Raw genomic sequence first — 22982 nt, 5'->3', positions numbered from 1 at the left:
GTGTGCGAAGAACTCTTTGTTTTTTGCTGTTGATATCACTCTTTGCCGTCGCTGTTGGGGGGTATCTGACTGTAACTTACGTTGTGCAGCAAGGTGATACGCTCTACGACATCGCCCGAAAGTTCAAAGTCTCTCCTTCAACCATCCTGGATTGGAACAATGTGAATCCACTCAGACTTTCTCCCGGTCAGAGATTGGTGATACCGCAACCAGAAGGATTGATATACACCGTAAAGAAAGGTGATACGCTCTATTCCATAGCGAAATCGTTCTTCACATCCGTGGCCGATCTGAAGGCAGCAAACGATCTGACCTCTGACAACATCGTCGTGGGTCAAAAGATCTTCGTCCCCGTCAAATCGATAGGTAAGGCGTTCAACACGGAGAAAGGCTACATCTGGCCCACTTACGGTGTGATCTCTTCTCCTTATGGCTGGAGAAGACATCCGATAACCAAGCAGATGTCCTTCCATTCCGGCATAGACATCGCGGCACCGGAGGGTACTCCGGTTTTTGCCTCGGCACCAGGTACCGTCATCTTCGCAGGTGAAAAACCTGGTTACGGCCTACTGGTGGAAGTGAAAGGCTCAAGAGAAATTTTCAGATACGCACACCTGTCGAAAATCACCGTGTACGTCGGTCAGAGGGTTGAGAGAGGCACGTTGATAGGGCGCGTTGGCAGCACTGGAGTGAGTACTGGGCCACATCTGCACTTTGAAATTGAAGCTCTGAACAAAGGAGAAACCGTGAATCCTTTAGCATACCTGCCTTCTTCAACGAAGGTTTACGTTCTGATGGAAAGCACGGAAGGTATGGGTGGCGAATGAGACTCAGCGATGTGAATCGATCCAGTTCAAAAGGTCCATCTTGAACTTCTCGGCGTTTTTTGTATCTTCGAACAGTTCGTGGTACGCACCCTCGTAGACCTTCAGAACTCTGTCTTCAACCTTCAATCTCTCGAAGAATTCCTTGGCTCCACTCGGAAGGGTCACTCTGTCTTCACTACCCACCGCAACGAAACATGGTACGTTTATTCTGTGAGCCTCTTCTATCGCCAGCCTGCTGTGTTTAAAAAGATCGGCGGCGAGTTTTGCAGAGATTTTTCTGTGCACGAGCGGATCAGACACGTATCTCTGTACCGCATCTGGATTTGTGGAAAGATCGTTCGGATCTATGCTGTTGTCGAAGCTCAGGCCAGGTGCCAGTAAAGAAAACACCGAAGCGATCGCTCTCAGAGCAAAGTTACTGTTTGGAAGGTGAAGCGCGGGCGAAGTGACTATCAAGCCTTTGATGTTGTTCCTCAGTTCCGCGTACCTGATGGCGATCAAGCCACCGAGGCTGTGACCCATGAGAAAACTGTCAGGATGTTTTGAAATCAATTCGTCAATGATCCTGAATATCTGTGAAAAAGCTGCATGGCCACGTTTCCCCTCGCTTTCTCCGTGACCAGGCAGGTCGAACAGGGTGAGACCGTATCTGGGTGAGAGCAACTCGACGAGCCACTGATAACGCTTCGCATGTTCACCGAGGCCGTGCACAACGACCACATGACCTTCAGTTCCTTGAATCTCCTTTATCCACATTCTTTTTCTCCTCCACCACTTCAAAATCTATCTCCCCGGTGATCTTGTCCGCCCTCAAAACTCTCACTCTGAGCATGTCGCCTATCTTGAAGACCTTACCAGTTCTTTCTCCCACGAGTATGTTCTTCCTTTCGTCGTAGATGTAGTAATCGTCGAGTGTGGATACGTGCACCAGGCCCGAGATCAGTTTTTCAGGTATCTCGACGAACAGACCGAAGCGTGTGACGTTCGTGACGACAGCTTCAAAGATCTCGTCCATGTGTTTGCTTATGTACTCCACCTTCTTCATCGCTAACAGGTCCCATTCGGCTTCATCCGCGATTCTCTCACGCTTGCTGCAGTGCTCGGCGATCTTCGGTAAAAGCTCCGAATAGACTTCGATCTGTTTTTCAGTGAACCGGTTACCCTGTCTCAAATAGAGCTTCAACAAACGGTGGACAACCAGATCTGGATACCTTCTGATCGGAGAAGTGAAATGCGTGTACGCGTACGATGCCAATCCGAAGTGTCCGATGTTGGTTGGTGAATACATGGCACGCTTCATGGATCTGACCATCAGTTTCTCCACGCTGGAGCGCAGCGGGTGATCTCTGACCAGCTCGAGCACTTTCTGAAGGACGCTCGGATGGATCGTCTTTGGAAACTTCAGCTTCACACCGAGCGCTTCCACGTATTCTTTCAACTGCAGTATCGTATCCGGATCCGGTTCTTCGTGAACTCTGTAAACGAAAGGAAGACCAGCGTTGTGGAAAATCTCCGCCACCGTTTCGTTGGCCCTTATCATGAATTCTTCGATCAATATCTCTCCCGGTCCCCTCTTCCTGGGCACGATGTCCAAAACCTCACCCTTTTCGTTCATCACAACTTCAACTTCTCCACCTTCTATGTCGGTTATCGCGCCACGAGCCTTCCGGGCCTGTCTCAGGATCATGGAAAGTTCGTGCATCGTTCTCAGGGCATTCGAAATCTCCCTTCCCAGAGCACGCTCAACCGATTCGTCGCCCCCAAGCAGTCTGTTCACGATCGTGTAGGTCAGTCTCTTCTTGCTGTTTATGACGCTCGGCGAAATGCTGAAATCCAGCAACCGTCCTTCGCTGTCGATGATCATCTCTACGGTGAAGGTGAGGCGATCCTTTCCTTCCATCAGGCTGCACAGATTGTTCGAAAGCTTGAAAGGCAACATGGGCACAACTGTATCTAGAAGATAAACGCTCGTTCCTCTGCGAAAGGCTTCTCTGTCGAGCGCCGAGCCTTCCTTCACGTAATGAGACACGTCGGCGATGTGAACACCGAGCATGTACCTTCCTTTGGGAAGTTTCTTTATCGACACCGCATCGTCGAAATCCTTCGCATCTTCACCGTCTATCGTGAAGATGATCTCATCTCTCAGATCAATCCTGCCCTCGACGTCTCTTTCCGTCACATCGTCCGGTAACTGTTCCAACTCCTCGAGCACTTCGTCGGGGAACCTGTCCGAAAGGTCGTACTTCGCCATCACGGCAGGTATATCCGTTCTGGGATCGTCCACGTTCCCCAAAACAGTTTCCACACACGCCTCGGGATTTCTTCCCCTCTTCGGCCATTTGATGATCTTGGCGACGACACGTTGGCCAGGTCTCGCGCCACCTATGCACTCGACAGGAACGTAGAAATCGTAGACGATCTTCGGATCGTCTGGAACGATGAAAGCGAAGGTCCTTCTCAGTTCGAGAACGCCCACGATTCTCTCTTTGCCACGTTTCAGAACGCGTACAACTTTTCCCATCGGCAGGTTTCGCCATCGGCCAACGATTTCAACCAGTACCCTGTCACCGTGTATCGCACTCGAGGCAAACTCGATCGGTACCGCGATCTCTTTTCCATCCTCGGTGGTGACGAACGCTATGCTTCCTCTCCTTGAAAATTCGATCGTTCCAGAGATGAGGTTGCTTGATTCTGCAGAGTGGTAATAACCTTTTCCATCCCTAATGAGCAAACCTTCCTCCAAAAGCTGCTTTACAACGTCCCTTACAGCGCGTTTATCAGCTTTCGATTTCACCTTGAGCGCCTTGTAAATCGCTTTCAAGGTGTACTTGCTGTCGGCTTTGAAGAGAGAAAGAATCAACCCTCTGAGTTCATCTGTAGATGGTGACACAGGCCTTACCCCTTTCCTTAGATGTGTACATGGCTTTGTCCGCCAGAACGATGAGTTCGTCCGGTTCAAACACATCGTCCTCCGGATAACCAGCCACACCGAAACTCATGGTTACCTTGAAATCGAACGGATTCATGGATGACATGTTGCGCAGTATCTTTTCACAAACCAACGCGGCACTTTCTTTATCCGTGTTCGGCAATATCATTATGAATTCCTCTCCGCCGTAACGACCCAGTATGTCCGTCGAACGGGTGTGACTCCTCATCAAAGAGGCGATGAACTTGAGCACTTCATCACCGATCTTGTGGCCATAGGTGTCGTTTATCCTCTTGAAATCGTCTATGTCCGCCATGACGACGGAAAAGCTACTGCCGTACCTCTTGACCCTTTCGAACTCCTCGCGTAGCCTGTGGAGGAAGTACCACCTGGTGTAGAGGCCCGTCAGAGGATCTGTGATGCTGCGTTTGTAGGAAATCGCGTCCCTCAGAATGTATTCCGCAACCTCTTGAAGGTTCAGAACGATCTTCATCAGATTTTCACCCTGTGCCCTGTTCACGAACAGGGACTTGTTCGCCAAGTACATGTGTAATTTGTAACTGTGCTCGAGCTGGACCACGTGGTAAACCTCGAATGGTTCGTACGATGATATCAGTTTGTTCGGGATGTCTCTCACGTTGAAGCCGGAAAATTCGACGATCTTTCCTGAACCATCCACCAACATCAGCGCCGCCGAGTTGATGGGCAGGATGTTCATCATCCTCGAGAGCAAAAAATCGAGTATCGACTTCAAATCTTCCTGAAAATCGGCAACTTTGAGCGTGTCGAGTGCGTACTGTGCCACGGCGTGCGCATCGATGAAACTCTTCAGCAGCGACCTCAACTCCTTCATCATCGATCTTACGTCTCCTTCGTCTATCCTTGCGGTATCAAACAAGCGCACGAACCTGCTTATCGCCGAGGTCATGCCCACCTTTTGCTCGAGCCAGCCGGCTGCAGAATCAAATCCGTGGGTTCTGTAGATCGTGACGGCCCTTTCCGCGTAGTTCAAAGCCTTCAACTCTTCTCCGAGGGCTTTGTAAGCTAAAGCCATGCCTTCAAGCACCTGGGCAAGCGAGAGGAACGTTCCGTCTTTTATGTCAGATCTCTCCAGCCTTTCAGCGAATCTGAAGAACGAATCCCTGTCGAGCGGAGCAATCCTCGCACCGAACGCCTGGCAGGCTTCCTGCATCCAATACGGATGATCCTTATTCACGAACCTTCTCCAGGCTTTCAACAGATCCTCGTCACTCTCAGCGAGTATCAGATCTCTGAACTCGACAAACGTTGGATTGTTCAAAGCTGGATTATCGATGTTTTCTTTCAGCAGCTTCCTCGCTTCCTCCAAGCGTCCGTTCAGAGCGTAGGCAGCAACCTTCGCCCTCAACCCGCGTTCTTCTATCCCAAGCTGTTTCTCTATGGATCTTTCTTTTTCAAGATCCTCCAGAGCTTCTTCGAGCTGTTTGTTGTACGTGTGATACTGGGCTTCCACGAAGTACGTGTAGGCCTCCGTTGCACCATTATCAACCATTTTTGAAAGTTCTCTGAGCTGGTGTATCACTGCGAACATCTTTTCCGTTTCTCCTCTGTACAGATTCGTCCACATCATGTTGCTCAGTGCAACCATCATGAGATCGTGAGAACCGATCCTGTTCGCGATCTCCACCACCTGCTCGAAGAGCCTCTGAGCTTCAGGGGCGGCAGTCAGGCGGGTGCCAAGGAGTAGGAGCGTTTCCGCGAGCACATCGTAGAACCGCCCTTCTTCGGCGAGCAACTTCGCCGTGTTCAGAAGCTCGAGTGCCTGGATCGATTCAACGCCTCGTGCACGGGCGATCAGCGTCAGCGCGCTGGCCTTCAATCTGTTGTGCAGAGGCAAATTCGACAGCTGTGCAACCAGAAACGACAATTTTCTGATGGTTTCCTGATCGATCTTCTGACCTGCCCTGAGCATTCTGCGAACCTTGTAGCTGAGCTTGAGCAGCTCGGAGTAAGGCGTTTTCCCTTTGAAATCTATTTCCTGTTCGAGCTTCATGGCTTCGTTCACTTCGCCCGCCGCCACGAGCGCGGCGTAACGGAAGAACGAGAATTTTTCTACAGTTCCAAGTTCCTCACTGAATCGCTTCAAACCCTTCGGCTCACCCTTGATACCGAGCGCTTTGAACTTCAGACTGACCAGTGCGTAACTGATTCTGTCTTTCAAAATTTCCTGAGCTTTGTTAATGTAGTCCAGCGCGGCGGAAATGTCTCCGTAAGAGTGGATCTCTTTCCTGGCAGCCCTCAGATACATCGCCGCGGCGGACACGGCTTTGCCCAGCATCCTGAGGTGCCAGGCTCTCTTTTCATAGCTTGGAGCTTTCAAAGCTAAGGAACTGTGTATCCTGTCGCGGACCGATCGCTCAACGCTCTCGTACAACGTTCGCCAGAGCTCGGGTAGAGTGAATCTGAACCTTTCGTTTTCGAAGTAAACCAGACCGTCGTTCATCAGATTTCGCAGAGAACGGTCCAGTTCTTCTTTCTCCAGATCGATCGCTTCGCAGAGGGCTTGAATTTCCACGGGAGAGAATTTCTCTCCGCACAGACTGAGAAAAGCCGCCTTCGTCGATCTGTACTTTTCCACCGATAGCTCGAGCACATCGTTGAGGTTGCTCGTGAGAAAGGTTTCATCCACGTGCAGACGGTCTTCTGAAACACTCAGCTTGTTTTCCTTTGCCAAGACCTTCAGCACCTGTGTGATCTTTCCTGCCAAACCTTGAGTGACGGTGTACAGCCATCGAGCGAATTCCTGTGGGATATTTTTCTCGTCGCTCGCCAGCGACTGGCTGACCAACTTCAACGTTTCTTCGAAACTCAAAGGATTGACTTGTACCCTGAAATCGACGCGTATGTCCGTTTCGTCCCTTATGGAACTCAGAAGCAGAATGTGACCCTGAGGATAAACGTATTCACTGAGCTGTTTAAGCAACATCTTCACACTCGTACTCATTTCGTGGGCATCATCAACCAGGAAGACGATGGGCCGCATCTTACTCAGCAACTTTGCAACGGTCAGAATCACTTCGTCGGAAGAAAGCTCTTCGGCCGACACGAGTCTCGATATGTTATTCTTGGTTGTCTCATCCAAGTTCGAGTAAGTTTCGTTGTCCAGCAGCTGAACCAGATCCATCACGAGTGTTTCGACGCTCGTCACCCAGACGGCGGGCATGTTCATGCGACGAAAATCGTCGACGAGCAGACCCAACAGGGTGGTCTTCCCACTCCTCTGAGGTCCGTAGATCAGAATCGTGTTGAGCTTAGGTTTGAGATTCTTAATCAGGTTCAGGATCTCCGCTTCCTCACGACGCGCCAGAACCACGGGTCTGACCCTGACACGTCCCGACAGTCCACCCAAAGAGTTCGCCGTGAACACGAAGTGTAATTTTCTTTCCGATGGCTCTTCTTGTGTGAACTTACCCACTGCATCCCTTATGGATTCATCTTTCGAAAGCGAGAGAATCAACTTGCCAAACACGTAGGCAGTCGAAGCAACGGAAGATTCAGCATATCTTACAAATTCCGGTGCGATGAAAACTCCCTGTTTGGGAAATTTTCTGGGATTGCGCCAACACGGGGCGATCATGTAAAAATCTTCGTCCTTTTTCAAAAAATCCTGCAGACTGATGATTGGAATCACTATTCCGTGGTGTATGAGCTCTCTCAACAGGTTCAGTAAGAACCTGGCGAACCGCTCGGCCTCTTGTGGGTCATGAAAATCGATATCTTCCCCACCGTAGTAGGCGAAGAAAATCTGAGGTGTTTCGGAACGGAAATCGAAACCCTCGATCGGTGCAATCGCGGGATGCTTCATACGCGACAGCTTCGTGAGAAAATCTGCAAGCTCTTCTGTTTTATCGCCTACCGCCTCTTTGAGCACAACCTTCAGCCTCTTGTAAGTATCCTGTTCGAGGATCAGAAATTCATCCCCACTGTAAGTCTGCCTCAAGAGCCTAACCAGTCTCATGAATTCCCCCCGCAAGAGCTTCACGAGTCAGTCCGAGTACCTCGTCGATCACCTTATCCAGCTCGACGTTCTTGTAAGAACAACCTGCCGCTCGTGCGTGACCCCCACCACCGAGAGCGGCGGCGATCTTGCTCACGTTCAACCAGTGCTTAGATCTGAAACTCACGTGAACTTCACCCTTGGGAAATTCGGTGAAGAGAATCGCAACCTCTATATCCTTCATGGATCTGAGTTCCGATACGAAGCCACTACTGTCGTCCTCCGTACAACCCAGCGATAGGTAATCTTCATAGCTCAACCAGGAATAAACTAATCGATCTTCCACCTTCATGTGCTCGATCATTCGCTCCAGAAGCTTGAACTGTTCGAGCGTTCTGTTCTCAAGGATGGTCGATGCGACGAAGTACGGTTGTGCACCAAGCTCGACGAGTTCCGCCGCGGCCCTGAGGACGTTCCCATCGGTGTTGGAATACTTGAAGAAACCTGTATCCGTCATGATGCCGAGCAAGTTGGTCGTTGCGAGCGGTGGATCGTAACTTACCCCCATGGCTTTGTTTATATTATAAACTATCTGAGCCGTTGAGGCGCTGGAAACATCGACCAGATTGAGGTCTCCGAACAGTGAATTCGTTTCGTGGTGGTCTATCACTACCAGCTTTGCTCTTTTCAAAAGATCTTGAAACCTCCCAACCCTGTCCGGTGAAGAGCAATCCACAACGACTATCAGATCTGGATTGAAATTCTGCAATTGTTCGAAAGGCTCTATCTTATCAACGGCGAAAAAGAGCTTGTAATACCAGGCGATCTGGTCGTCTATGCCGGCTCTCGCAGTTTTTCCGAGCCGTCGCAATCCCTCGGCGAGGCACGCCACGCTGCTTATATCGTCTCCATCCGGCATCACGTGGCCCAGAACGAGGACGTTGTCTTTGGACATGAGCTCCGATACCACAGACAGGAACTTCGTCATCCTCCCTGCACCCACCTTGACAGATAATCCTTCACCTGTTTTTCATCGTGAACTCGTTTGGTGGAGAAATCGACCGTCACGTAATGGTCCGAACCGAGATACAGCGTTGGTTGAACGGTCAGAATCTGTCCGAAAGCGTTCGGATCGTAGTGAACTCCGACGATCTGACCTATGAAGAAGGTGTGATCACCCGTGCGCCTGAAATCGACGAGCTTACACTCGTACGCCGCATAGCAATCGCCCAACACCGGTACTTTGACCTTTCTTGCGTTGGTGAGGTTTATTTCAAAGACGTTCAGCTTATCTATGTCCCTACCAGAAGTCTTACCGACGAAGGCGGCCAGCCTGCTCTGATCGTACCTTATGAAGTTCACGGTGAACTCTTTCGAAGACAGAATCAGATCGTGCGTCAACCTCTTCGGCGAGATCGAGACCCCATAGAGAGGTGGATCGTGAGAAAGCTGTGTATGCCATGCGGCAGCCATCACGTTGATCCTTTCCTCGTACATGCTGCACACCAGCGCAACGTTGGCAGGATAATGAAGGTTGTACTTCTGTAAACTCTCCACAAAGACCATCCCGATCACCTCCCAACGGCTGTCGAAGAAATACGATCTATAACATCGGCGAGCACCCGAGCCGATAGATCGAAACCCTTTTCGGTGAGCCTGAGAAATCCTCCTTCGAGCCGCAACAGTTCACCCAGGAGGTCTGAAAAGAGAACCTCAGGATCGAACGCTGGATAGAGACTTCTCAATCGTTCGACGCTCACCCCTTCCCGCAGTCTCAAACCCATGAAGAGACTCTCCTTCAATTCCTGAAGCTCGTCGTTCTCAGAAAAATACTCGAACGCGAACTCTCCCTTCCAGATCCGTGAAGCGTACTCGCCAATCTTCGAGGTGTTGACGTACCTGATCCTGCCCAGATGCCCGCCTGCAGCTATTCCCAAACCGATGTAATCTTCGTTCCGCCAGTATTTCAAATTGTGCCTGCAGAAGTTTCCGTTCAGGGCGAAATTGGAGATCTCGTATCTAAGATAACCAATCGACTGTACGGATTCGACGAATCGTTCGTATCGACCTTCGACTTCCTCACAGGGCGATTGGTTCAAACTTGGTTCGTGAGTCTCCAGCAGGTAGATGGAAACGTGGTCAGGTTTCAGCCTTTCAACCACACGGACATCTTCATCTATGGTTCGATCGCTCTCATCAGGCAAACCAACGATGAAATCCACGTTCACTCTGGCGAAACTCTTTGCCACTTCGAAAACTCTGAAGAAATCACTCACTGTATGTCTCCTTCTGACACGGTGAAGCACCGAATCGTCGGCCGCCTGCAATCCGATACTCACCCTGTTCACGCCGAGCAGTTTCAATTTTTCAACTGGAAAGCCGCAGTTCGGGTTGACTTCGACCGTGAATTCGATATCGCTTTTCAGATGGAAACGCTTCGCGATGAGACCAACCGTTTTCTCGAGCAGTTCGAAAGGAACGTCGCTCGGACTGCCCCCTCCGAAGTACATGCTTCCAACATAAACTTTCGGCAACAACCTGGCCCACAGTTCGATCTCTCTCCAGAGGGTTTTGAAGTATTCATCCACAAGCGAAAAGTCTGTGTAAGAAACAAAATCACAATAGCTGCATCTGCTTTTGCAGAAAGGAACGTGCACGTACAGACCCACTTCATCAGAAACTAACCCTGAAGACAAACTTTCCATCGATGAAACACGTGTCGAACTTGAATCTTTCGCCAATCCATTCACCCCTGATACCGACCGATGCCTTTTCCTGTCCGAGCGCCAGAACGAGGTCAAAGAACAGCGAAGACTTTCCAAGCGGAACCCTGAACTTCGCTGCCAGTGCGCCTGAAAATCCCTCGTACCATCCCACACCCATGAAGAGCCCTTCGTCACCCGTTTGTCCTCTCGTTAAAGGGTAAAAACCTGCGAAAACACCACGATCGAGCGCGTAGAAGCCGATCTCTTGGTTCTGTACCTTCAGATATACCCTGCTCATCCCCATCGTTACAGGCCCAAAGACATCGAACGAAGAAATGTTCACCGCGTAGTTTCCGAGGAAAAGTTTTTGCGTCGCGTCTATGAAAGCGTAAGATCCATCCGGTGAGAGACAGAAGAGCAACCTGTAGTTCGCCGGGGTCAGACCGTAACGTTCGACGTCGAAGGAGACGATCGCAGACCAGTTCTTCCCCACGGTGAAACCCGCTTTCAATTGCGCCTCTCCTTCTTTTATCCTCAAAAATCCTATCCTTCGTACGATAGTCTTCTGATGCTGGTAGATCGCTCCAAACTGAAGATCGTTTTCCGAGACCCTGATCAGGAAGTTACCGACATCGATGAAATGTGTCAGGCCATCGACGTAGAGCATCTCCACTCCTAAGAGGATCGAGCCCAGAAAAATCAGCAGTATCGAAAGTTTCAGTCTCACTCTTCGAGCAACCTCCTCAACACTTCGTTCACGAGTTTCGGGTTCGCAGTTCCCCTGGTTTGCTTCATCACCTGTCCAACAAAGAAGGAAAGCACGCTTTTCTTTCCAGATCTGTATTGACTCACCACCTGTGGATTTTCGTCTATGACCTTCTTCGCGATGTCGAAAATGACGCTTTCGTCGCTCAATTGTTTTAATCCTCTCTCCTCGACGATCTGGCTGGGCATCTTACCGGTTCGGAACACCTCGGGGAAGATCTCCTTTGCCGTCTTTATGGAGATCTCTCCCTGATCCACCATCTTTATGAGTTCCGCTATGTGCTCAGGTTTTATCTTCAGTTCTTCGTTCTCGAGCTCCTTCATCTCCCTCAGCATCTCGGTCATGATCCAGTTGCTGGTCTCCTTGGGTTTGCCGGTCAACTTCACGCACGATTCGAAAAAGTCCGCGACGAATTCGTCCATCGTGAGTACGGATGCGTCGTACTCGGGAAGGCCATAAACCTGCACGAAACGCAACTTTTTCTCGTCAGGCAATTCCGGCAGGGACGACCTCAGTCTCTCGATCCTCTCTTTGCTCACAACGATCGGGGGGATGTCTGGCTCCGGGAAATAGCGATAATCGCTCTCTTCTTCCTTTCCTCTCATCGACACGGTGGTCTTCGTCGCCAGATCCCAGCCACGTGTCTCTTTCTCAACGTTTTCACCTCTCATGAGCGCTTCCATGATCCTCTGCTCTTCGTACTCCAGCGCCTTTTCAATGAACCTGAACGAGTTCATGTTTTTGACCTCGACCCTGTTGCTCGAAACGTTCCTTTCCAGATCCACGACAGAGATGTTGGCATCGCACCTCAGAGCACCCTTTTCCATATCACCGCTGCTGATCTTCAAATACCTCAGTATGGATCGCAGCTTCTCGGTGAAGATGCGGGCCTCTTTCGGCGAAGACAGATCGGGTTCGGTGACTATCTCCACGAGGGGCACTCCGCACCTGTTCATGTCCACCAAAGAATACCTCGCCTGAGTTATCGAATCACCCTCGTGCACGAGCTTGCCCGCGTCCTCCTCCAGATGCAACCTCCTTATTCTCACGCGTTTCGTCGTTCCGTCCACATCTATGTCCATATAGCCCCCCACCGCGAGTGGGTAGAAATACTGGCTTATCTGGTAACCCTTCGGTAAATCCGGATAGAAGTAGTTCTTCCGGTCGAACCTCGAATACTCGTTCACCCGACAGTTGAGCGCCAGTGCCAGCTTTATCGCGTAATCCACCATCTGTTCGTTCACCACGGGTAGGGCCCCGGGCTGTCCCGTACACACCGGACAAACAGCCGTGTTCGGAGGCAGATCGAACACGTCCGCGGGACAACTGCAGAACGCCTTCGTCCTGGTCGAAAGCTGAACGTGTATCTCCAAACCGATAACTGTCCTGAACCTCATACTCTCACCACCGGCATGGGGAAACGTCCGTTCTCGTTGTACGGGGAAGACTTCTCGATCGCTCTGCCGATCCTCAAGACTTTTGGATCGTCGAACCTCTTGCCAACTATCTGAATTCCAACTGGCAGTCCCCGGGCAAAACCGAAAGGCAGGCTCAGCGCAGGTACACCCGCCAGATTCGCAAACGTTGTGAACACGTCCATCAAGTAGTAAGCGAGCGGATCGGTGATGGAACCGATCTTGAAAGCGGGTATCGGGGATGTGGGTGTCAGGATCGCGTCGAACTCATCGAACGTGGTGTTGAGATCCTTAGCGATGAGCTTTCGAACCTTCTGTGCCCTGTTGAAATAGGCTTCGTAGTAAGTCGCGCTCAGGGTGAACGTGCCGAGCACGATTCTCCTTCTGACCTCTTCGCCAAATCCTACAGTCCTCGTTGTGGAGTAAGTTTCCTTCAATCCCGTTTTCTCGACTCTCAATCCGTACTTCACCCCGTCGTACCTCGCGAGGTTCGAACTCGCCTCGGCCGGGGCGATCACGTAGTACGTTGCCACAGCGTACTTCAACGTGGGAATTCTTACCTTTCTCACTCTCCCACCGAGTTTCTCGATGAGCCTTATACACTCTTCGAACCTCTCTGCGACCTCGCTGTCCAGACCCTCGTACTCGTAAACTTCTTCTGGAACGGCGAAACGGAAGTTCTCTATCCCCTCTTCTATGTGTGAAAGAAAGTCCATCTTCACATCCACGGTCGTCGAATCCATGGGATCTCTTCCATGTATGATCTGCATCAGGATGGCGGCATCGCGAACGTTCTTGGTCATCGGGCCTATCTGATCCAGCGAAGAGGCGAACGCCACCAGCCCGTACCTGGAGACCAGTCCGTAGGTAGGTTTGAAACCCACGATGCCACAGAACGCCGCAGGTTGCCTCACGGAACCACCCGTGTCGCTGCCGAGCGCCGCCACCACCTCACCGCTCGCGACTGCCGCCGCTGAACCTCCACTGCTACCACCGGGCACGCAGGAAAGGTCCCACGGGTTACGCGTCACAAAGAAGGCGGAACGTTCCGTACTCGAACCCATCGCGAACTCGTCCAGGTTGGTCTTCCCGACGATAGCGAACCCGGCTTCTTTGAGCCTCCTCACGACAGTCGCATCGTAGGGAGGTACGTAGTTTTCGAGAATCCTGGAAGCGCACGTGGTCCTCACACCTTTCGTGACGATGTTGTCCTTCACCGCCACGGGGATCCCTCTGAACGGACCATCTTTGAGCTGGATCTGTTCTGCTTTCAGTACCGTGATGAAACTTCTCAGAACGTGGTCGATCTCTTCTATCCTCTGCAGAGATTCTTTCACCAGATTGTCCCTCTCGATTTCGAGACAATCTTCGATCGTCATCTTCTGAAACATGGCGAACCTCCTCACCAGTAGTATCTTCTCCTCCGAACGCGGTAGACGTAACCGTATATCATACCCACGACGAAGCCACCGATGTGTGCCCAGTACGCCACACCGGAACCAGTGGGGCTGTCGAACAATCCGCTGAGAACCTGGAAAATGAACCAGAAAAACAGGTACGTGAACGCCGGGACGGCGATGAGGGCAGGCATAAAAAAGAAGAAAAACGGAACGATCGAAACGATGCGAGAATATGGAAACAGCACGAAGTAGGCACCCATCACCGCCGATATCGCACCCGATGCTCCGACCATCGGCACCTGAGAGCTCAAGTTCAGCGAAAAGTGTGCCAGGCTGGCGAGTATACCCCCGGAAAGATAGAAAAGCAGGAACCTGAAATGCCCGAACGTGTCCTCAACGTTGTCCCCAAACAATCCCAGAAACCACATGTTCCCGATCAAGTGTGACCAGCCACCGTGCAGGAACATGTGTGTCAGGAGAGTGAGCCATTTGTTGGAGTACAGGCTCAAGCCGGTGCGAATCTGCCATATAGTATTCCACCGGTCCGAAGTGAATCTGGCCGGTACGAGACCGAAGTTGTACATGAACTGGATGAGTTCGATTCTGGAGAGCGACAGCTGGTAGAAGAACACCACCACGTTGAGACCTACGAGTGCGTAAACGACATAAGGTTTTCTCCTGCTTGGTATCGTATCGTACAGGGGAAGCAAACCATCACTTCCTTTTTGTGTTCTTAACTTTAGATTTTATCACAAAACTTCTTCGATAATGCCGCCACCGAGCACGAGATCACCATCGTAGAAAACCGCCACCTGACCTGGCGTGACGGCGAAAATGGGCTCTTCCGCCTTCACCTCGACCACTCCATCTTTCTGGCTGACCGAACACGCAACTTCATCGCTGTTCTTTCTCACCTTCACCGATGCTGTGAACCTCTCAGGTAGATCCACCAGAGGGTTGAAGTGTGTCACCGTGAACCTGTCCCGGTAGACTTCCTCTTCTTTTCCAACGATTATTGCGTTGTTCTTCGCATCGATGCGTATCACGTACATTCTTGAACCTAAGGAAATTCCAAGCTTTCTCTGCCCGATCGTGTAGTGGATCAAACCCTTATGTTTGCCCAGTTCCTTACCGGAAGAATCGTAGATGGGACCTTCGTCGAATTCTATTCCATGCTCTTTGAAGAAACGTTCCTGATCACCGTCGGGTATGAAGCACAGATCCTGGGATTCTTCTTTCGAATGAACGTGGATCTTCACTCTGGAAGCGATCTCTCTCACCTGCATTTTGGTTTTATCACCGTTCGGAAAGACTATCCTCGAAAGCCTTTCCCTCTCTATCGAAGCGAGAAAGTAAGACTGATCTTTCTCTCTGTCGATCGCCCTGTAGAGCTTTCCATCCACGATCCTGGCATAATGCCCACTCGCCACCATATCGGCGCCGTCCTTCAAAATCAGGTCCATCACGAGTCCGAACTTCACCAGCCTGTTGCACAGATAACATGGATTCGGTGTTCTTCCATTCCTGTACTCGCTCAGGTAATAGTCGATTATATTTCGGCGAAAGAACTCCTCAATGTGAAGAACCTTGAAAGGAACATTGAAATGTTTAGCTATCAACTGTGCATCGAAAGTGTCGGCTGGTGAACAGCACACCTTGTGCTTTATCTGTCGAGAGAGATAGAACTCGTCCGGCACAGTTTTGATGTGGTAGGCGATCACTTCGTGACCGGCTTCGAGCAGACTGTACAGCGCAACCGCGCTGTCCACACCACCACTCAGCAGTACTCCTACCTTCAATTCATCTTACCTCCCAATTTCATTTTACCTCAGTCGATTTCCAGTCCAAAACAACTGGAACCATGTGATAGAATCTGTTACGGTGTTGACCAAAGATTTTCCATATTAACTATCAGTTATGGAGGTGCGTCCATGTCGAGAGTGGTGACGTTCGGTGAGATCATGATGAGGCTCGCAACCCCAAACTTTTTGAGGTTCGTTCAGGCCAGGACCTTCGACGTTACATACGCGGGAGCCGAGGCCAACGTGGCTGTATCGCTCGCGAACTTCGGCGTGGAAGCGTCCTTCGTCACGAAGCTTCCGAAGAACGAATTTGGAATCGCCGTTGTGCGCCATCTGAAACAGTACGGTGTGGACACATCACACATCATATTCGGAGAAGGCAGGTTGGGAATATACTTTCTCGAGACGGGATATTCACAGAGACCTTCCAAGGTCATCTACGACAGGGCGAACTCGGCCTTCGCCCTCTCCAAACCGGAAGAATACGACTGGGACAGAATCTTCGACAAGGCTAACTGGTTCCACTTCACAGGTATAACCCCCGCCCTTGGAGAAAACTTGGTTCGAGCCTGCCTCGATGCCCTCAGGAAAGCCAAGGAAAAAGGTATAACCGTTTCGTGCGATCTGAATTACAGGGCAAAACTCTGGAGCGAAGAAAAGGCTCGAACGGTGATGTCCGAGCTGGTCAAGCACGTCGATGTCCTGTTCGCGAACGAAGAGGACGCAGAGAAAGTCTTCGGCATCAAGGCTGATGAGAGCAACGTAGTCGAGGGTAAGCTGAGTTTGAAGGGATACGAACAGGTATGTCGCAGGTTGAAGGAACGGTTCGGCTTCAAGAAAGTCGCGATCAGTCTGCGCGAAAGTGTGGTTGCGAATTTGAACGGCTGGTCGGGCGTACTGCTCGATGGAGATGATTTCTACAGTGCCAGACAGTACACTGTACACATCGTGGACAGAGTGGGTGCCGGAGATTCTTTCGCGGCGGGTATCATCTACGGTTGCCTTGCGGGTATGAAACCACAGGAGATGCTGGAATTCGCCGTCGCTGCTTCTTGTCTCAAGCACACGATCATGGGAGATTTCAACGAGGTGAGCGTCGAGGAAGTGAAGAGCCTGATGAAAGGTGCTGGAAGCGGCAGGGTTGTGAGGTGAAAATAGGATGGCCATCTATTCGGTGGAGAGAGCGCTGAAAATCCTTGAGTTCGTCGTCTCGAGGAAGAGCGGCGTGAGAGTTCGCGACGTGGCCGATTTCTTGCACATCACGGCTCCCGCCGCTTTCAAACACCTTGAAACGCTCCTGAAATGTGGTTACGTGTTCAAAGATCCTTACACGCACCGTTACTTCGCTTCGTACAAGCTGGCCGAACTCGGCAGCATGGTGCTCAGGAACATAGAAGTTCGTGAAATAGCTCACCCGCTACTCGTCGAACTGATGGAAAAGACGAACATGACCGTTCATTTCGCACTGAGAGACGGTTTTGAGGGTGTATACATAGACAAAGTGGAGAGCGCCAGAACGATCCCCACGATTTCCAGGATCGGCATGAAGATGAGACTGTACTCCACCGCTTTCGGCAAAGCCATCCTGGCATTCCTGAGCGAAGAAGAACTCGAAGAATACCTCAAGCACACCCAGCTGATCAGGTGCACGTCGAACACGATCACCGATCCGGAAAGACTCAAACAAGAGCTATCCCTGGTCAGAGAAAGAGGCTACGCGGTGGACAACGAGGAGAACGAATACGGAGTCAAGTGTGTCGGAGCACCCATCTTCGATTACACGGGCAAAGTCATCGGTGCGATCAGCGTCACCGCCGCGTCCAGTTCTTTGAACGAGGAAAACATTCCGAAGATCGCTGAAGAGGTCAAGAACACCGCCAGGGAGATCTCGAAAAAGCTTGGAGCGTGAGGGCGCAGCCCCGCGGGGCTGCGTGTCCTCAGTGTCTCGTGATACCGTACTTCTTGATCTTGTAACACAAAGTCTTGTAGTTTAAGCCAAGAACCGACGCAACTTTCTTGCGATTCCACTTGTACTTTTCGAGCATGGTCTTTATGGTTCTCTTCTCGACGGTCTCAACGATCTTTTTCACGTAGTCAACCAACCTGACTTCTTCCTTCTCCACGTTCGGGAGCGAGCTGACGAAATAACTTACCACGTCGAGACCTGCGGAGCACATGTGAACCACCTTGATGAGTTCTTCCGTGTTTCCCGGCCAGTCGTATTTCAGAAACAGGTCCATGATCTCCTCACTGGGAAAGTTCACAGGCAGGTATTTATGTTTCTGATGTATCGAAGAGAGTATCCAGTCCACCATGTAAGGTATATCGTTCTTCCTTTCCCTCAAGGGTGGGATGCAGAAGTTGTAAAAACCTTCCAGTGGATGTTCACTGAAAAGGACCCTTTTGATTTTCCCGTCCAGGTGCACTTCAAAAACGGTTTCCTCAACCTGAGAGTACCTACCAGCCGAAAGGTACTCTAAATACGCGAGCAGGTGCACTCCCTTTTCAGCAACCAGAACGATCATCTGTTCGGGACTGTATTTGAGTTTTTGAAGTTCTCTCAGAGTCTGATGACAGGTGGGTCCCTGCAGTTCCGCGTAACTGTAGAGCACTTCGTGCCGTTTTTTCATCTCTTCCAGCTCTATCCTGCTCTCGAGGTACCTGATGGCCAACGCCACGGCATCGGTGGAACTCACGAAGATCGTGGTAAAGCTGTCAAACTTCCTGGGGCCCATCACGATGTCCCAGAATTCCTCAAGCAACTTTTTTTCGTAGTCGCCATCGTTGTAGACATCGATGAACAGCTTTTCCTTGGTGGATGACAGTTCAACACTGCCGAGGACGTTCGCTGGTAGAAGTATCTTTATCATTCACCCATTCCTCCACTCGTGGCACACGCCATGGCTATCGAAAGCAACTTGCTTTCCGCAGTGTCGGCCCTCGAAACGAGCACTATGGGTGCCTTCGAACCGATGACCATCCCGGCGATCTTACCACCCGCGAAGTAAATCGCCGATTTCCCAAGAAAGTTACCAGAATGGATGTCTGGTACGATCAGAAGATCCGCGCATCCCGCGACAGGACTCTTCACACCCTTGACCTCAGCCGCCCTCGAGTCCAGAGCGTTGTCCAGCCCCAGCGGTCCGTCCACTATGCAGTTCTTGATCTCACCGCGCTGGTTCATCTTCGCGAGGATGGCTGCTTCCATAGTCTCAGACATGGCCGGATTCACCGTCTCAACGGCACATATCAAGGCAACCTTCGGCGTTTCGTAACCGAGCTTGCGCATCACCTCAACCGCGTTGTTAATAAGTTTCACCTTTTCTTCCAGCGACGGTCTTATGACGATGCCCCCATCAGATATGAACACAACCCTGTCGAGGGCGGGAACTTCCACCGCCACGATGTGCGTCAGAAGGCCTGAACCCCTGAGACCCCATTCCTTGTTCAAGACAGCTTTGAGAAGGACCGAAGTTTTCACGAGTCCTTTGACCAGAACGTCTGCTTTCTTCGAAGAAACGAGCTTCACTCCTTTCTCGCTCGCGTCCACCTCGTCGGAGCCGTCCACAACCTCAACATCGCTGAGGTTCTCATAACTTTTCAATTTCTGAGCATTTCCAACGAGAAAGATTCGCCCCACCAGTCCCTCCTTTTTCGCCATCAGTGTAGCTTCCACGGCTTCTGCATCTTCAGCACCAACAACGACGAGATTCTTCCTGCCAGCCTGTTTCGCCTTTTCGAGTAGCTCGCGAAGAGATCTGATCATGGCTCACGACCTCCAGTCCCTCGCAGCCATCGCCACATAAACTATGGCCATGATGGCATTGAAGACCACGGAGTAATCGTCGTGAACGAACCTCACCGTGCGACCATCGATCCTCTCCACGCCTGGTATCAGCTCGGCGAGGTCTGCGTACACTGTATCTTTCAGCTCTATCTTCAACTCCACGGGCCTTTCGAATTTGAAGAGCGGCAGTTCGTTTCTGGGAATCTCGAGGGCTTGCGCCGCCGCACTCTTGATCTCTTCAAACAGCTGCTTCTTCGGTTTCATGATCGCCGCGTAACGCCCCAGCCCCGTCTTGGTGGACACGAAGAGCCATCTACCGTTGAACTCGTTCTTCAGTTCTTCACCGAGCGCTTCGTCTCCCACAACGAGGCAAACAGGTACCCCATGATGGGCCGCAAAGGCTGCGTTTATGAGCGCTTCGTTCATCCTCTTATTGTTGATCCAGATGTTGTGTATCAGAGAACTCGAATAGGTGTGGTCCATGATGCCGTGCTTCGTACCGATGCCCGCATGGTATCCGAGGAAGATGACCCTGTCGTACGATGAATCCAACCCGCTCATCATGTAATCTTTCCTGATCGGACCGTGCACCAAACTGACCCTGTCGAAGTCTTCACATATCCTGTAGGGTATGGCCGTGCCCGAACCGTGTGCGTCAGAGATCAGCACATGTTCGACGTGAACCTTTGCGGAGAACAAACCCTGCAGCAACGCTGTCAAATGTTCGTACAACACCTCGGAAGCTTCCCTCTTGCTGGTATCGACTTCCCCCCACGTCGCGATGCCCGCGAGCCCTTCCATGTCAACAGATATATAGACCTTCATGCGATCCCTCCTCACCCTCTACCTTCTCGAATCATACCACGAAGTGCGGGACAAGATGGTATGATTTGTTTTGGTGATCGGTTTGATCTTCGTCGATCCGAGCGGGACGATCCCCGTTTCTCTGACCAACCATACGTGTAAAATGAACTGTGCACACTGCGGTGGACACTACCTTCTCCACATGAAAACTTTGCAGGAGATGGAAAAGTTCGCTCAGGAAGGATACAAAAGTTTTCTCATAAGTGGTGGGCTGGAAAAGGATCTGCTCGTACCGTTCAGAGAACATCTGCACACACTGTGGGAACTCAAAAGAAGATACGGCCTTTCTTACAACTTTCACGTCGGTTTTCCACTTTCACCTTTGAGAGAACTCGAAGGTCTGGCGGACGTCGTGAGCTTCGACTTCTTCGCCGATTCGAAGATCATGCGGGAAGTCTACGGGTTTTCTGTCCCACCGCTGCAACTTTTGAACGCCATCGTACAGACCAACGTTCCGGCGATCCCACACGTGACGGTCGGAATCCACGAAGGTCGCATCACGCACGAGTACGACGCACTGGAAACGCTGTCAGGATTTTTCAACGCCGTCGTTCTGAACGTGTTCGTCCCGACGCAGAATACCAGATTCTCCAATGCCTCACCACCAGATCTGTCTGAGGTGAGGAAAATATTCGAATATGCGTCTGAAAAATTCGATCTCGTCGCACTCGGTTGCATGCAACCTCGTGGTGAATACAGACGACTCTTGCAGGAATCAGTGAGAGATTTCGTGCGCGTGATGGTGAAACCAGTGTTCAGAGTTCAACCAGATTTCAAAGGTTGTTGTTCGTTCACATTGGTAAAACTTTTGAAGACGGGGGTGGCGAAGGATGTACGATAAAGAACAACTCAAAAGAATCGAGGAAGCTTTCCAGCAGTGGCAGGCACAGTTGGAGAACGATCTGAAGAAGTTCCCTGAGAGAAAGGAAAAGTTCCTGTCGAGCTCCGGCTACGAGTTCAAGAGATGCTACACTCCTCTCGATGTGGCAGAAATGGATTATCTGAGAGATCTCAACATGCCCGGAGAGTATCCCTACACGCGCGGAGTCCAGAGAACGATGTACCGTGGCAGACTGTGGACGATGAGACAGTACGCCGGCTTCGGTACCGCTGAAGAAACCAACAGGCGTTTCAAGTACCTGCTCCAGCAGGGTCAGACGGGTCTCTCCGTGGCGTTCGATCTGCCAACGCAGATCGGTTACGACTCCGACCATCCCCTGGCCGAAGGTGAAGTCGGGCGCGTGGGAGTCGCGGTTGATTCTCTGCGGGACATAGAAATCCTCTTCGATGGAATTCCATTGAAAGATGTGAGCACGTCGATGACCATAAACTCCACCGCTGTCATACTGCTGAGCATGTACGCCGTGACGGCGCAGAAACAGGGTGCGAAACTCGAGGAGCTCAGGGGCACGATACAGAACGACATCCTGAAAGAATACATCGCCAGGGGTACTTACATATTCCCACCCGAACCATCGATGAAGATAGTCACAGACATCTTCGAATTCTGCGCCAAGCACATGCCCAAGTGGAACACGATAAGCATCAGCGGTTACCACATAAGGGAAGCGGGCGCCAACGCCGTTCAGGAGCTCGCGTTCACGTTCGGTGATGCGATCGCGTACGTGGAAGCGGCCATCAAGGCGGGGCTGGACCCGAACGTGTTTGGAAGACAGCTCTCTTTCTTCTTTGCCGCGCACAACAACTTCCTGGAGGAAATCGCGAAGTTCAGAGCCGCAAGGCGCATCTGGGCAAAGATCATGAAGGAACGTTTCAACGTCAGCAACCCGGAAGCGCTGAGGCTGAGGTTCCACACTCAGACAGCCGGTTCCACCCTCACTGCGCAGCAACCGCTGAACAACATCGTTCGTGTGGCGATACAGGCGCTCGCCGCGGTACTCGGAGGCACTCAGTCTTTGCACACCAATTCGTACGATGAAGCGCTCGGCCTCCCGACGGAACAGTCCGTTCAGGTTGCCCTGAGAACCCAGCAGATCATCGCGTACGAGTCCGGTGTTGCGGACATCGTCGATCCTCTGGCAGGTTCTTTCGCGATCGAGGCGCTGACGAACCAGATCGAAGAGAAAGTCTGGGAATATCTGGAAAAGATCGACTCTCTGGGTGGCATGGTCCGCGCGATAGAGCTCGGTTACGTTCAGAAGGAGATCCACAAGAGCGCGTACGAACAACAGCTCGCCATAGAGAAAGGTGAACAGATCGTCGTTGGTGTGAACGCGTTCCAGGTCAGTGAAGAAAAACCCATAGAGAACATCCTGAAAGTTGACCCCACACTCGAGGAGAAACAGAAAGAAGCGCTGAGGCGGTTGAAGAGAGAACGAGATAACAAGGCTGTGGCGAACGCCTTGAAAGAGTTGAAGCAGGCCGCACAGGAAGGTAGAAACATCGTTCCATACGTGTTCGAAGCGGTGAAATGCTACGCGACACTCGGTGAGATAAGCGATGTGCTGAGAGAAGTCTACGGCGAATACACCGAGAGTACCGCGATCTGAG

Annotated in this window: 19 protein-coding genes; 5 read left to right on the top strand and 14 right to left on the bottom strand. The window is 51.3% G+C overall.

The genetic code is table 11. The features are described 5' to 3' along the window. Positions 1-2 precede the first annotated feature (2 nt). Positions 3-827, top strand: coding sequence for a LysM peptidoglycan-binding domain-containing protein (locus TSP01S_RS04890; protein ID WP_408033234.1), 825 nt, complete (start codon positions 3-5; stop codon positions 825-827). A gap of 3 nt (positions 828-830) precedes the next feature. On the opposite strand, the gene TSP01S_RS04885 is transcribed toward TSP01S_RS04890, so the two are convergent. Genes TSP01S_RS04885 through mnmA form a run of 11 tightly spaced genes read right to left on the bottom strand, consistent with a single transcriptional unit; the run spans position 831 to position 15817 of the window. After that, positions 831-1583 carry an alpha/beta hydrolase gene (locus TSP01S_RS04885; protein ID WP_041076955.1) on the bottom strand — a complete coding sequence of 251 codons (753 nt, stop codon included), beginning with the start codon at positions 1581-1583 and terminating at the stop codon, positions 831-833. Continuing rightward, the gene (gene rnr, locus TSP01S_RS04880) at positions 1555-3687 is read right to left on the bottom strand and encodes a ribonuclease R (protein WP_331708174.1); all 2133 of its coding nucleotides are present in this window, start codon (positions 3685-3687) and stop codon (positions 1555-1557) included. Before rnr ends, TSP01S_RS04885 begins: the two co-directional genes overlap by 29 nt. A gap of 10 nt (positions 3688-3697) precedes the next feature. Beyond that, on the bottom strand, positions 3698-7753 hold the full coding sequence (locus TSP01S_RS04875; RefSeq protein ID WP_041076953.1) for a diguanylate cyclase: 4056 nt from the start codon (positions 7751-7753) through the stop codon (positions 3698-3700). Continuing rightward, a complete protein-coding gene (locus TSP01S_RS04870; protein WP_052463508.1) occupies positions 7740-8720 on the bottom strand; it encodes a DHH family phosphoesterase in 981 nt (326 codons plus the stop codon). Before TSP01S_RS04870 ends, TSP01S_RS04875 begins: the two co-directional genes overlap by 14 nt. Next, positions 8717-9298, bottom strand: coding sequence for a flavin reductase family protein (locus tag TSP01S_RS04865; protein ID WP_041076951.1), 582 nt, complete (start codon positions 9296-9298; stop codon positions 8717-8719). Before TSP01S_RS04865 ends, TSP01S_RS04870 begins: the two co-directional genes overlap by 4 nt. Positions 9299-9303: 5 nt before the next feature. Continuing rightward, a complete protein-coding gene (locus tag TSP01S_RS04860) occupies positions 9304-10401 on the bottom strand; it encodes a coproporphyrinogen-III oxidase family protein (RefSeq protein WP_231848614.1) in 1098 nt (365 codons plus the stop codon). A 4-nt stretch (positions 10402-10405) separates the two neighbouring features. Continuing rightward, on the bottom strand, positions 10406-11164 hold the full coding sequence (locus tag TSP01S_RS04855; protein ID WP_041076949.1) for a hypothetical protein: 759 nt from the start codon (positions 11162-11164) through the stop codon (positions 10406-10408). Further along, entirely contained in the window at positions 11161-12600 is a 1440-nt protein-coding gene (gene gatB, locus TSP01S_RS04850; RefSeq protein ID WP_041076947.1) for an Asp-tRNA(Asn)/Glu-tRNA(Gln) amidotransferase subunit GatB, read from the bottom strand. The genes TSP01S_RS04855 and gatB overlap by 4 nt, the downstream gene beginning before the upstream one ends. Beyond that, entirely contained in the window at positions 12597-14009 is a 1413-nt protein-coding gene (gene gatA, locus TSP01S_RS04845; RefSeq protein WP_041078459.1) for an Asp-tRNA(Asn)/Glu-tRNA(Gln) amidotransferase subunit GatA, read from the bottom strand. The genes gatB and gatA overlap by 4 nt, the downstream gene beginning before the upstream one ends. 11 nt (positions 14010-14020) lie before the next feature. Next, positions 14021-14728, bottom strand: coding sequence for a rhomboid family intramembrane serine protease (locus TSP01S_RS04840; protein WP_041076945.1), 708 nt, complete (start codon positions 14726-14728; stop codon positions 14021-14023). Between the two features lie 39 nt (positions 14729-14767). Beyond that, entirely contained in the window at positions 14768-15817 is a 1050-nt protein-coding gene (gene mnmA, locus TSP01S_RS04835) for a tRNA 2-thiouridine(34) synthase MnmA (protein WP_041076944.1), read from the bottom strand. 132 nt (positions 15818-15949) lie between these two features. Here mnmA and TSP01S_RS04830 point away from each other — a divergent pair, with 132 nt between their 5' ends. Beyond that, positions 15950-16972, top strand: coding sequence for a sugar kinase (locus tag TSP01S_RS04830; protein WP_041076941.1), 1023 nt, complete (start codon positions 15950-15952; stop codon positions 16970-16972). Positions 16973-16979: 7 nt separating this feature from the next. Next, positions 16980-17729, top strand: coding sequence for an IclR family transcriptional regulator (locus TSP01S_RS04825; RefSeq protein ID WP_052463507.1), 750 nt, complete (start codon positions 16980-16982; stop codon positions 17727-17729). Between the two features lie 28 nt (positions 17730-17757). Here TSP01S_RS04825 and TSP01S_RS04820 read toward each other — a convergent pair whose 3' ends face one another. Genes TSP01S_RS04820 through TSP01S_RS04810 form a run of 3 tightly spaced genes read right to left on the bottom strand, consistent with a single transcriptional unit; the run spans position 17758 to position 20432 of the window. Beyond that, positions 17758-18690 carry a helix-turn-helix domain-containing protein gene (locus TSP01S_RS04820; RefSeq protein WP_041076939.1) on the bottom strand — a complete coding sequence of 311 codons (933 nt, stop codon included), beginning with the start codon at positions 18688-18690 and terminating at the stop codon, positions 17758-17760. After that, positions 18687-19586 carry a bifunctional enoyl-CoA hydratase/phosphate acetyltransferase gene (locus TSP01S_RS04815; RefSeq protein WP_041076937.1) on the bottom strand — a complete coding sequence of 300 codons (900 nt, stop codon included), beginning with the start codon at positions 19584-19586 and terminating at the stop codon, positions 18687-18689. The genes TSP01S_RS04820 and TSP01S_RS04815 overlap by 4 nt, the downstream gene beginning before the upstream one ends. A 3-nt stretch (positions 19587-19589) precedes the next feature. Next, positions 19590-20432, bottom strand: coding sequence for a M55 family metallopeptidase (locus TSP01S_RS04810; RefSeq protein WP_041076935.1), 843 nt, complete (start codon positions 20430-20432; stop codon positions 19590-19592). Between the two features lie 73 nt (positions 20433-20505). On the opposite strand from TSP01S_RS04810, the gene TSP01S_RS04805 reads away from it, so the two are divergent. Both TSP01S_RS04805 and TSP01S_RS04800 read left to right on the top strand, forming a co-directional pair. Beyond that, positions 20506-21312 (top strand): radical SAM protein, encoded by an 807-nt coding sequence (locus TSP01S_RS04805; RefSeq protein WP_231848613.1) that lies wholly within the window; start codon positions 20506-20508, stop codon positions 21310-21312. Continuing rightward, positions 21302-22981 carry an acyl-CoA mutase large subunit family protein gene (locus TSP01S_RS04800; protein ID WP_041076933.1) on the top strand — a complete coding sequence of 560 codons (1680 nt, stop codon included), beginning with the start codon at positions 21302-21304 and terminating at the stop codon, positions 22979-22981. Before TSP01S_RS04805 ends, TSP01S_RS04800 begins: the two co-directional genes overlap by 11 nt. Position 22982: the final 1 nt, after the last annotated feature.

This window comes from Thermotoga caldifontis AZM44c09 (genome assembly GCF_000828655.1).
GTDB lineage: Bacteria > Thermotogota > Thermotogae > Thermotogales > DSM-5069 > Pseudothermotoga_A > Pseudothermotoga_A caldifontis.
Note: the sequence above shows the minus strand (reverse complement) of the source record. Positions and strands in the feature narration are given on the sequence as shown.

What these genes read in the sequence shown, in the direction of transcription:
- TSP01S_RS04870 (WP_052463508.1), bottom strand. Translation starts at nt 8,720, where the DNA reads ATGACGAAGTTCCTGTCTGTGGTATCGGAGCTCATGTCCAAAGACAAC.
- TSP01S_RS04830 (WP_041076941.1), top strand. Translation starts at nt 15,950, where the DNA reads ATGTCGAGAGTGGTGACGTTCGGTGAGATCATGATGAGGCTCGCAACC.
- TSP01S_RS04885 (WP_041076955.1), bottom strand. Translation starts at nt 1,583, where the DNA reads ATGTGGATAAAGGAGATTCAAGGAACTGAAGGTCATGTGGTCGTTGTG.
- TSP01S_RS04875 (WP_041076953.1), bottom strand. Translation starts at nt 7,753, where the DNA reads ATGAGACTGGTTAGGCTCTTGAGGCAGACTTACAGTGGGGATGAATTT.
- gatB (WP_041076947.1), bottom strand. Translation starts at nt 12,600, where the DNA reads ATGAGGTTCAGGACAGTTATCGGTTTGGAGATACACGTTCAGCTTTCG.
- TSP01S_RS04815 (WP_041076937.1), bottom strand. Translation starts at nt 19,586, where the DNA reads ATGATCAGATCTCTTCGCGAGCTACTCGAAAAGGCGAAACAGGCTGGC.
- gatA (WP_041078459.1), bottom strand. Translation starts at nt 14,009, where the DNA reads ATGTTTCAGAAGATGACGATCGAAGATTGTCTCGAAATCGAGAGGGAC.
- TSP01S_RS04810 (WP_041076935.1), bottom strand. Translation starts at nt 20,432, where the DNA reads ATGAAGGTCTATATATCTGTTGACATGGAAGGGCTCGCGGGCATCGCG.
- TSP01S_RS04820 (WP_041076939.1), bottom strand. Translation starts at nt 18,690, where the DNA reads ATGATAAAGATACTTCTACCAGCGAACGTCCTCGGCAGTGTTGAACTG.
- TSP01S_RS04825 (WP_052463507.1), top strand. Translation starts at nt 16,980, where the DNA reads ATGGCCATCTATTCGGTGGAGAGAGCGCTGAAAATCCTTGAGTTCGTC.
- TSP01S_RS04800 (WP_041076933.1), top strand. Translation starts at nt 21,302, where the DNA reads ATGTACGATAAAGAACAACTCAAAAGAATCGAGGAAGCTTTCCAGCAG.
- TSP01S_RS04865 (WP_041076951.1), bottom strand. Translation starts at nt 9,298, where the DNA reads ATGGTCTTTGTGGAGAGTTTACAGAAGTACAACCTTCATTATCCTGCC.